Here is an 8,476-nt window from a genome sequence, read left to right as displayed (position 1 = left end):
AGCGGTTTGAGGGTCGAGGCCGAGGCCACGGTCAAGGATTAGCCAACGCCGCTGCTCAGCTGGGAGTCAGTGAAGCTGACCTGAAAGCCGCCCTGGGCCTGCCTGCCGAACCCCCACCGCGCCCCGATCTGGCTGCCGCCGCCACCCAGCTGGGCATTAGCGAAACCGACCTGCGAGAGGCGCTACGGGGGGATGGACAGCGCGGCGATCGCGGCCAGCGATTGGCCAATGCCGCCACCGAACTAGGCATCAGCGAAGCCGATTTGAGAACAGCCCTGGGTCTGCCTACCGAACCGCCGCCGCGCCCCGACCTGGCAACCGCCGCTACCGAATTGGGGTTAAGCGAAGCCGACCTACAGGAGGCTCTGCGCAGCAGTATGGGTCGTGGTCCCGGCGGGGGCAACTGCTTAGGGTCAGAGGCTGAAGGTTAATCGTTAACCCAATTAAAATCCAGCCAAAAATCAGCGCCCTGGGGGTTCAGTCGTAGTTCGATGCAGACCCCAGGACGCTTTTCTCAAGGATTAACAGTTCTGGAATTTGCGATGTACGCCCGTCTCAGCGAGTTCTAGGCTACGGACGAGGTGTAGCTTGAGGCCGCGGCAAAACTGCGGATAGCCTTGGCTTATAGATAAACCGTTGCCCTAGCTCGATGCCTAAGTCGCTGTAAGTGGGTGGGCTAATTCAAATGTAGGCTGGGTTAGCGATCGCGTAACCCAGGCGAGCGTTGGGTTTCGTGCTTCAACCGAACCTATACCGTCTGATATTTGATTGCGCCTTTCTACTTACTGCTCACGGTTTTTGACTGCAATAAGAGCCAAGATTGATTGAGCGGGTGGAGCTTTCGCGCGACAATGGCGGGGTAACGAACCTGTAGCGCAATATGGCTAGGCAAAAAGGCCAGAGTCTACCGTTGAAAACGGTTGAAACTTTGACCACCAAAAGTTTTTTATTTCAGGGACTTGGCGATGAAGCCCCGCTGCAAGATCTTGACCCCGCTGCACTGGTGGTTGAAAAGCTTTACTCAAATCGACCTGTATATACAGCCTTTCGCCCGCAGGTTTGGTTAGAGCACCTATACGTGGTGATCGACGGTGGCCCTGTGATTATGCGCAGCACTCCCCTCGATCGGGTAATTGCCATGACCTACCCCAGCGGCTGCTTTGGCATGCGTACTCTGCCGGTGGGGTTTGGCCCTGGGGTGCGCGCCTTTCCCAGCCTGGTTGAAGCCTACAAAACCACCGATGTGATTAAAGTGCCGGTGCAAACGGTGCAGGCCCTCTACGATGACAGTGAAACCTTTCGTCAGCGCTACATGCTGCTGTTTGAGCTGCGCGAAAAGTTTCAGTACCACCTGCTCAACTGCAGCACCTACCCGCCCCAGGCCGTGGCGGCACTGCTGCGGGCGCTGATTTACCAGGAGCGCAGCTTGGGTAGCCCCGCCGTTCAAGGGAATGTCCAGAAAAATGACCTAACCTACTGCTTTGATCTGCCCATCGATCTGATTGCCCGCGCCTGTCAGCTCAACCACCGCACCGTTGAACAGGTGCTCAAAGGATTGACCAAGGCGAGCTATATCAAGACCAACAAAACGTCAGAGTCGACCAACGACCAGGTCCAGGTGGTCGACCCCGAGGGGCTAAAAGAGGTGTATGGTGCCACCCGCGATAAGGTGTCGTGGTGGCCGCTTAAGTAGGATGCCGTCGATGCACATTAGATCGGGTGAGATTGCCGACAGTGAGGCGATCGCAGCTCTGCTAACCGACCTTGGCTACCCCACGACCACCGCCTTGGTCGCCGGTAACCTGTCGCGACAGCTGGCCCACCCCGACGCTGAACTGCTGGTTGCCGTCGAGAATAACGCTGTCATCGGCTTGATTTCGCTGAACGTTATCCCTCAGCTGGCGCTGACGGGCGACTTTTGCCGGATTAGCTATTTTTGCGTAGACCCAGAGGCCCGAGGTCGGGGCATAGGAGCCGCCCTCGAAGCTGCTGCCTGTAGGTTAGCCAGGGCGCGAGGGTGCGATCGCATTGAAGTGCACTGCCACAGCCGCCGAGAACTGGCCCATCAGTTCTACTACCGTCAGGGCTACACCGAGTCGCCTAAATATTTGCAAAAGCCTATCCGCCCAGACCAGCCCTAATCGACAAACAGCTCAGCTGAGTCGTCTTGGACGTGTAAAATGCTGCCGATTTCAGAAAAAACGTCCCTGCAATTTTTCCCTTGGCGGCGGCAGGCGCTGTCGCACCTGCACAAGCAATGGCAGGAGGCGAGCCAAAGTATGGCTATCGGCATGTTTCATAGCGGCCACCGTAGGGGCGATCTGTTTACTATTAAACTATTCGAAATGACGGGTTAACGTTGCAATACCTTCGCCTGCGCGCCTACATTGCTCTCAAGCTTACCCTCCACCGCCTGCGGCAGGCGGCCACCACCTGGCCCCAGGTCCGCGACTGGCGACTGGCGGTTGGGCTAACCCTGGCGCTGGGTGCGGTGACCCTGCCGTTGGGCTTGCGCAATGGCTTTCTCTCGCTGGGTATAGCCGACATTACCTGGGTTGACGGGCTGTGGCTGGCGGCGCGGGTACTGCTGGTGCCCGCACTGCTAGAAGAAGGGTTTTGGCGAGTGCTGCTGCTGCCCCACCCGACCGAAATTATGAGCGATCGCAAGCGCTGGCGGCTGGGCCTAGCTATGTTGGGGTTGTTTGTGGTCATCCATCCCCTCAACGCTATGACCTTGTATCCCACCGGCTTCGCCACGTTTACCAATCCGGTATTTCTGCTGTCGGCGGCCCTGCTGGGGCTGGCGTGTACCGTTGTCTACTGGCAATCGGGTTCCTGGTGGCTAATAGCGGCCATGCACTGGCTGGTGGTGACGGTGTGGCTGTTGTTTTTGGGCGGCTACAGCACCCTAGGGCTCTAGTACTTGACCAAGCTGATTTTGACTTGCTCTAACGGCTTAGGGTATAAGATTCACGGTGTAACGTTTTAAGCTGAGTTGACATAGGTGGGAGTGCTTTGCAGTTTTACTTCGCCACCACTTTTCTGGCGTTGTCTAACTCTAGTTAACAAACTTTAGTAAGGAGTGAAAACAGCCAATTTGGGCTAAAAGCGTAAAGAAACATCTCAGCGATCGCGATCGTCCTACCCTGCCTGGGTACCCCGCCTTTCCAGTGCCCTCGGTCGGGTGACCTAGCTATCGAGATAATTTAGGTAAGGAGGCTACCGCAGATCTGGGTATAAATTAGTGCACCCTCTAAACTCGGCCAACCGGCTTGAACCCATAGGGTCGCCCTAGACTACCCTCCGACCGATCGCTGTTTAACCAAGATGCTTTTCATGTGCTTTTTAACGGTGTTGGGGGTAATATCTAACGCCTCAGCAATCTGTTTATAGGTGTAGTTGGCCCGATGTAATACCCAAACCTCTTGTTCCCTTAGGGTTAAACCCAAACGTTTGGCCTCTTCTAGGGCGAGATTCTGAGAAAATTGGTTTTGATCTTCCATTTTTAATAGCAAATAGTTTTGCCCAGAGCTGTTGTCTTGAATCCAGCGGGCGTGAACGTGAAATACGGCTAGGCAATCCACAAAGATTGTAGATTGGTTCAGCCAATTTTGGTCAGGGAACTTCTCCTTAGCCTCTACCATAAATTGCTTAATATAGGCAATTTCCGCAGGTATTCCTTCTAAGAACTGGGAACTTTGGGCAAATTTTTGGATGATTGTCGCAGCCTTTGAGTTGATATAAATTAGATGATTGTGTTCATCAAACAAAATAACTCCATCTAAAATATGGGGGAGAATTTGCTTTAAGGCTAGGCATAGGGCAGGCTCTTGGTCATAGCCAGAACAGTTGGTGAGAGCGTTTTCAAGGGCTACATCTAGATCTAAAAGGAGATTTCTATTGAGCATAATGCACCTATATATAACCTTAAGAGTAATCGATTACAGCTATGGCACAATAGCCATTCCCCTAAGCTTCTTATACTATTTATCTATAAACCGCCCTAAGTGCCGATCGCTCCGCATTATCAAGTACGCTTAAAAAAGCCGAAATTAAAGCACTCACCTGCAAGTTTGCCGCTCTGTTTTATGATAAAACCACGCCAGGCCAGGTAGCGACTCTAGGAAACGTTGAGGAAATCGCTAAGTAAGTTGGCCAATTCAAATGTAGGATGGGTTAGCGATAGCGTAACCTATGCGGGCGTTGGGTTTCGTGCCTCAACCCAACCTACATCGACTTGTATTTAATTACGCTTGCCTACTTAGCATTCAGCAGACAATACTTACTGTATCCGTGTAACCACTGGGATGTTTGTAGCCAACGGTAGCATGGTGAAATCTGAATAAACCCTGAGGCAGTGAGATCCTTTGGATGAGGCTCTAGCCACCTATACATAAATCTTTTGCCGGTCATTGGACCTCTTTTGACCCTAGACCTGTGACCCAGATTGGATTTGTCAGGGTTTGTCGCAGGGTACCTATAGGGGGGAATTTTCAAACCCTGGCCACTTTGCAACTATCTAAGGTACGAGCAATCGCTGAACTGACCCTTCGGTTCGGAGCTTCGGCTCCCGCTTGCTTGCTAAATGACCTTATGTCGAAACAAAGAGGATACCTCTATGACTACTACCCTGCCTACGATCGAGCAAAAGTCAGAAGTGGTTTCGCCCGTCGAAATTGTTGAACCGCCCACTGAGATGGCCTTAAAGTTGCCAGCTCAAGGGGGGCTTGTCACCGATACCGAAACCTACAGTCGAGAAATTCTTGGACAAAGCCAGTTTGAGCTCTACCATCTCAAAGCTACGGGAATGAGAGGTCAACTCCCCCCATGGGGACCTCACCCTGAACAGTCTAAGCACATCATCGACCTAGATGAAGAGATGCGCGTGGGTTTAGTGATCAAGTTTGACCAAAGCCCCTTGACCCGTCTTCTGCTCTGCCTGGGGGTGACCATCAAAGCCTACTTCCACTTTGAAGGGCTGGGTGCGGCCTCCGCAGAAAAAGACCTTGAGGTAGTGGCTAACTCTGAAGAAGATGTCTTCAAATACTGGGTCGGCACCATCATCAAACCTCAGGATCTGGGTTTAACCAAGGGTTACTACCTGGTGGGAGCCACGGTTGAAGTCGGTCCTCTAACCCATCGTTGTGGCCAATTTATCTTTGGCTATGGCTACATTGGTGAGCGCCGCGTACAAATTGCCGACCAGCCCTTTTCCTAAACACCTTTAGGGGCAGGGTGGCCGCTGACGGGTCTACCGTCTTACCCCCTGGCCTGGATTGGCACAGTCGTCTGAGGTACCCAGACGCATGATCCACACTTGCAGGTTACTAGTGCCTGCTAGTTTTCTTCAACTTTTGCAATGCCGGGCACCTGGTTTTGGCCTGGCCTTAGTGGAGAACGAGCGATGACGATTCCTCCTGGCGGCTCACCCCCCGCAGATGAGTATTCTTTGAACCAAATTAAGGGCATTGGCCGGACCCGTCAGCAACAGCTTCAGACGCTGCTGGCCATTACTACTGTGCCCGACTTGGCTGTAGCTGAAGCAGCGGCCATTGAAGCCGCTTTCCGAGAGGCGGGGTACCCGATTACCCGGTCTAATGTGGCTGCCTGGGTCGCCCAAGCCCGTCAACTGGTTGAGGCGGAAACGCGGCAGGCAGATAAGGCGATTCCTTCAACCCCAGAACGTCCCTCCGAAAGAGGGGCAATCGCCGAGATGGAGGAGACCTCTACCCCCGCGATTGCTGAGGAGTGGCGCACTCAGGCGACGGTGCTGCTGGAGTTTCAAACCCAAGGAGAGGGGTTTGCCCATCGCTGGCGTCTGCTCAATCCAACATCCGAGGCTTCCCTACTGCTCACCGATCAAGCAACCGCTTCTCTCCGAACCTGGTTGCAACATATTGGCCATATCTTTTTCCACCTGCATGAGGACGAAGCGGGTGATTCTCTCCGGGCCTGGTTGCAGCAGCAGATTCCTCTGGCTCACTCTCCTCTGGCTCACTCTCCTCTGGCTCACTCTCCTCTGGCTCACTCTCCTCTGGCTCACTCTCCTCTGGCTCACTCTACAGCCTCGCAGGATCTGGTGGAGTCGTGGCCCAATCAGGCCGAGGCAATCTTGTCGCCAACCCGTCAGCCCCCACCGCTGACGGTACAGGTCTGCCAGGTGATGCTGCTGCAGCCCCCAAATACGAGCATGCCGATCGTGGCGATCGCGGGAAATACCGGCTTTTCTAGCTCATTGCAGGCAAATCAGCCCTTTCAAGTCGGGGTTTGCCTTGAACTCCCCGACTTAGTGCAATGGTCTCTGCCGTCTGGCGTGAGCTACAGCCTAGAAGGCTTTGCCAAAACCCTAACCTATCCCCACCGCACGATACCCCTCGGCAAAAGTCAACCCTGGATGCTGACCAGTGGTCAGACCCAATACAAGGCTGCGATCGCGGCAGCTGCTTTGCCATCGGGCCTCTATCGGTTACAGATTTTAATTGCCTTTCAAGGCGTTGACATTCCCCTGACTATTTATGAAATATCACGTCTCCAAGTCATCTAAATTGCTCAACTGTCCGGCAAAACATATTATGAGCGCTGGCTATGAGTAGCTTCGACTGGCAGGGGTTTCTCAAAAACTGGAGCCAAGACTATCTAACCTATACCCAAAACTTAGATCGCCTTGATGCAGATGTTGTCGAGTCTGAATGGCTTGGGTTTCCTGGTGCTTCTGAAGTGCAAATAGCAGCGGTAGAGGCCCGCCTCTCGATTAGTCTTCCTCCTTCTTATCGAGAGTTTTTAAAGGTCAGCAATGGCTGGCGTCAAACCACCCCTTTTATCTACCGTATTCTGGCTATAGAGGAGGTTGAGTGGTTTGCCATCAGGCATGCTGAGTGGATTACATCCTTCAATCAAAAAATTGGTCCTTGCCAAGCTCTAATGCCATTGGATAATTTATCTAATGGAGCTTCGAGTGGTCATTCTGTTTCCGATGCCGAGTACTTTGTCTATGGCCAGGAACAGGATTGTAGTAAGATCAGGGCCGAGTATTTGAGTGCTTGTTTAAGCATCAGCGAAAAGGGGGAGTCTTCCATTTACCTTCTGAATCCAAGGGTGGTCAACCGTCAACAGGAGTGGGAAGCCTGGTTTTTTGGCGATTGGTTACCCGGAGCCGACCGCTATCCATCCTTTCAATCCATGATGGAGGCAGAGCACAAAAATTTCTTGGAAATGCGAGAGATTTTGTAGGCATTAGCAGGCTTTTATCCTAACCCTAGAACTATGGAAGCATCTACTCTCAGGCCAAATTTTAGGGTCTTGCTCGGTGAATCTTTTGAGTACAAGAATTCATCTGATATCGATTGCGAAGGGGGCAAGAACTATCAGGTTGGCAGGGCTTTGGTAGAAGAACTCATTGGAGGAATTTTGGTTTTTAACGATCAGCAGAAGCTGATTTACGCTAGCGAAGCGGCCTACCGGGTTTTGAGTCGATTAAAGCAGTCGGAGAATCCTCAGAATCTTATTCCCAATGAGATCTGGCATATTTGCCAATCGCTGGTGCAAAGTCGGCACCTGTTTCCCGATCAGAACTGGTTAATCGAATTTGATATTTTCACTAACGCTGCAACGACCCTTCACATTTGTTCCCGCTGGCTGAATCTCGATGTGATCGACCATCCCTGTTTGTTGCTCACCATTGAGGACCGACAGCAGGCTATTCTCAACCTCGTCATTGAAGAGGCAGAACGCTACGGATTAACTCCGCGAGAGAAGGAAGTGTGGCTCTTGCAGCAGAGCAACTGCACCTATAAACAGATCGCCGCCGAGCTAGGCATTACGCCCAACACCGTGAAAAAGCATATGCGCAGTATCTACGCTAAGAAGAAGGCGCAGCAGGAGCAATGAACCTGAAGAGAAAGGGGGAGCCGCCGCCGCCCTCTCCAGAGGCGAGTATAAGGCCGACTTTAGTCTTGCCTTCGCATTAGAGCGTCTGTGGTCAAAGGGCACTCAAAATAGTTCTGAGGGTGTTAAGGGTGGTTTGGTTAAGGGTTAACAGATAGCGGGGGGCGAGGAGCATCAGGCGATCGGCTAGGCGCTCGGTTACCGGTAGCGAGACCTCAGGGCGGGAGGTAGGGGTAGTCGATCGTCCGGTCAGCACCTGGTGACGGTAGGCTGGGTCAGTGTACACCCGCAGCCGGTGATGCAGTGGAAAGGGGTAGGGGGCAGCGTCAATGCCCTCAGCTTTGAGAGTGCGCAGCACCGTGGCCCGCGAGACCCGATCGCCCAACAGCTGAATTGGGTAGCCCTGATAAAACCCACCCCGCACGGCTTCACGACTGGGACGAGCGATCGCAATGCCTGGCACATCGCCCAGTTCGGCGTCTAAACGGCCCACGTTGTGGCGCTTGAGACGGTTGTAGTCGGCCAGGTAGTCAAGATCCACATCGGCCAGCAGCGCGCCAAGGGGGGCCATACGCCGCTTATAGCCCACGCC

General features: G+C 53.2%; 10 protein-coding genes and 1 pseudogene. 9 read left to right on the top strand and 2 right to left on the bottom strand.

The annotated features are described in order from the left end of the window. The 5 genes and pseudogenes from IQ273_RS26670 to IQ273_RS26650 all read left to right on the top strand — a co-directional run. Positions 1-431, top strand: a pseudogene (locus tag IQ273_RS26670) (hypothetical protein); the annotation flags it as partial. Positions 432-880: 449 nt separating this feature from the next. After that, positions 881-1,693 carry a Crp/Fnr family transcriptional regulator gene (locus IQ273_RS26665; protein WP_194026170.1) on the top strand — a complete coding sequence of 271 codons (813 nt, stop codon included), beginning with the start codon at positions 881-883 and terminating at the stop codon, positions 1,691-1,693. A gap of 10 nt (positions 1,694-1,703) precedes the next feature. Next, positions 1,704-2,141: a GNAT family N-acetyltransferase gene (locus tag IQ273_RS26660; protein ID WP_194026169.1), complete on the top strand. Its 438-nt coding sequence runs from the start codon at positions 1,704-1,706 to the stop codon at positions 2,139-2,141. 39 nt (positions 2,142-2,180) lie between these two features. After that, positions 2,181-2,357: a hypothetical protein gene (locus tag IQ273_RS26655; protein ID WP_194026168.1), complete on the top strand. Its 177-nt coding sequence runs from the start codon at positions 2,181-2,183 to the stop codon at positions 2,355-2,357. Between the two features lie 2 nt (positions 2,358-2,359). After that, on the top strand, positions 2,360-2,920 hold the full coding sequence (locus IQ273_RS26650; protein ID WP_194026167.1) for a type II CAAX prenyl endopeptidase Rce1 family protein: 561 nt from the start codon (positions 2,360-2,362) through the stop codon (positions 2,918-2,920). A 376-nt stretch (positions 2,921-3,296) separates the two neighbouring features. Here IQ273_RS26650 and IQ273_RS26645 read toward each other — a convergent pair whose 3' ends face one another. Then, positions 3,297-3,908: a helix-turn-helix transcriptional regulator gene (locus IQ273_RS26645; protein ID WP_194026166.1), complete on the bottom strand. Its 612-nt coding sequence runs from the start codon at positions 3,906-3,908 to the stop codon at positions 3,297-3,299. A gap of 710 nt (positions 3,909-4,618) precedes the next feature. Between IQ273_RS26645 and IQ273_RS26640 the strand changes: the two genes are divergently transcribed. The 4 genes from IQ273_RS26640 (at position 4,619) to IQ273_RS26625 (ending at position 7,887) form a co-directional block, all read left to right on the top strand. After that, positions 4,619-5,218: a hypothetical protein gene (locus IQ273_RS26640; protein WP_194026165.1), complete on the top strand. Its 600-nt coding sequence runs from the start codon at positions 4,619-4,621 to the stop codon at positions 5,216-5,218. Between the two features lie 186 nt (positions 5,219-5,404). After that, on the top strand, positions 5,405-6,544 hold the full coding sequence (locus tag IQ273_RS26635; RefSeq protein ID WP_194026164.1) for a hypothetical protein: 1,140 nt from the start codon (positions 5,405-5,407) through the stop codon (positions 6,542-6,544). A 41-nt stretch (positions 6,545-6,585) separates the two neighbouring features. Further along, on the top strand, positions 6,586-7,230 hold the full coding sequence (locus IQ273_RS26630; protein ID WP_194026163.1) for an SMI1/KNR4 family protein: 645 nt from the start codon (positions 6,586-6,588) through the stop codon (positions 7,228-7,230). A 150-nt stretch (positions 7,231-7,380) separates the two neighbouring features. Continuing rightward, the gene (locus IQ273_RS26625; RefSeq protein WP_194026162.1) at positions 7,381-7,887 is read left to right on the top strand and encodes a helix-turn-helix transcriptional regulator; all 507 of its coding nucleotides are present in this window, start codon (positions 7,381-7,383) and stop codon (positions 7,885-7,887) included. A gap of 91 nt (positions 7,888-7,978) precedes the next feature. Here the strand turns inward: IQ273_RS26625 and IQ273_RS26620 are convergent. Then, a partial coding sequence (locus tag IQ273_RS26620; protein WP_194026161.1) for a DegT/DnrJ/EryC1/StrS family aminotransferase occupies positions 7,979-8,476 on the bottom strand: 498 nt, incomplete at its 5' end.

Origin of the sequence: Nodosilinea sp. LEGE 07298 (genome assembly GCF_015207265.1) — a bacterium.
GTDB lineage: Bacteria > Cyanobacteriota > Cyanobacteriia > Phormidesmidales > Phormidesmidaceae > Nodosilinea.
This window is presented reverse-complemented; position numbering and strand designations above follow the sequence as displayed.

Bases quoted from the DNA above. Each gene is read 5' to 3' on its own strand.
- IQ273_RS26665 (WP_194026170.1), top strand. From the start codon at position 881: ATGGCTAGGCAAAAAGGCCAGAGTCTACCGTTGAAAACGGTTGAAACT.
- IQ273_RS26660 (WP_194026169.1), top strand. From the start codon at position 1,704: ATGCACATTAGATCGGGTGAGATTGCCGACAGTGAGGCGATCGCAGCT.
- IQ273_RS26655 (WP_194026168.1), top strand. From the start codon at position 2,181: ATGCTGCCGATTTCAGAAAAAACGTCCCTGCAATTTTTCCCTTGGCGG.
- IQ273_RS26645 (WP_194026166.1), bottom strand. From the start codon at position 3,908: ATGCTCAATAGAAATCTCCTTTTAGATCTAGATGTAGCCCTTGAAAAC.
- IQ273_RS26640 (WP_194026165.1), top strand. From the start codon at position 4,619: ATGACTACTACCCTGCCTACGATCGAGCAAAAGTCAGAAGTGGTTTCG.
- IQ273_RS26635 (WP_194026164.1), top strand. From the start codon at position 5,405: ATGACGATTCCTCCTGGCGGCTCACCCCCCGCAGATGAGTATTCTTTG.
- IQ273_RS26630 (WP_194026163.1), top strand. From the start codon at position 6,586: ATGAGTAGCTTCGACTGGCAGGGGTTTCTCAAAAACTGGAGCCAAGAC.